This window comes from Schinkia azotoformans LMG 9581 (genome assembly GCF_000307855.1).
In the GTDB taxonomy this organism is placed as follows: Bacteria; Bacillota; Bacilli; order Bacillales; family Bacillaceae_J; genus Schinkia; species Schinkia azotoformans.
Genome location: NZ_AJLR01000071.1, coordinates 1 through 735 on the forward strand (window position 1 = coordinate 1; position 735 = coordinate 735).

Below are 735 nucleotides of genomic sequence, written 5' to 3' on the forward strand. Positions count from 1 at the left end.
ACAATACTTTATAACGTTTTTATTTACATGAGCAAAGCGAGTTTTTCCAACACGTTTAATCTAAAATATTGGCATTTTATACCATGATTTTTCATGGTATGTAAGTGCGCCCTTATATCTTATAGGGATATCTTACCTCTTTTTATAAGTGTTTTCTAATTATACGTTTACATTCCTAACAGTAAATTTTTGTCTTAAAAAAATAAAAAAGCCACCAACTTATTGTCAGCAACTTTTTTATTTTAAACCTAAAATCAAATCATCAATCGGCACAGATTGGTATTTCGTGGTTAAGCCGTAGTCCCCACTCTGCTTGCACCGCTTCGTTTTTTTATGTGGCATAGATGCGTCAACCACTCATCAAGAAATTAGACTTCTCTATGGAACAATTTAACCGCATGCTCTGCGTGTCAGTTTTCTTTAAACTCATTATAGCATAAAGTCTCCCTGTTCGCTTTTGTCGCTCCGCTTGTACACCTCAATTGAAAAAATCGGACGTTCTGCCTTTAGGAAAAATCCCTTGCGGTCGTGGTTACTTTGATTTTTTTAATAGAGTTAAGTATTTATCTCTTCCGTCAAATGGAAAGATAGCACGTATGGCATACATTAATTCCTCGGTCATAAAAAGCATCTCTTGTACTTCACGATAGCTCAAATTGTAACGCAAATAATAAGCTACAGCTACAATCATCACGTCTTTTGGAAATTGTTTGCCTGGTTCTGTTGCAAAGACTG

Annotated in this window: 1 pseudogene; it reads right to left on the reverse strand. The window is 35.2% G+C overall.

The features are described 5' to 3' along the window. Positions 1-593: 593 nt before the first annotated feature. A pseudogene (locus BAZO_RS23510) lies at positions 594-691 on the reverse strand (IS6 family transposase); the annotation flags it as partial. Positions 692-735 lie beyond the last annotated feature (44 nt).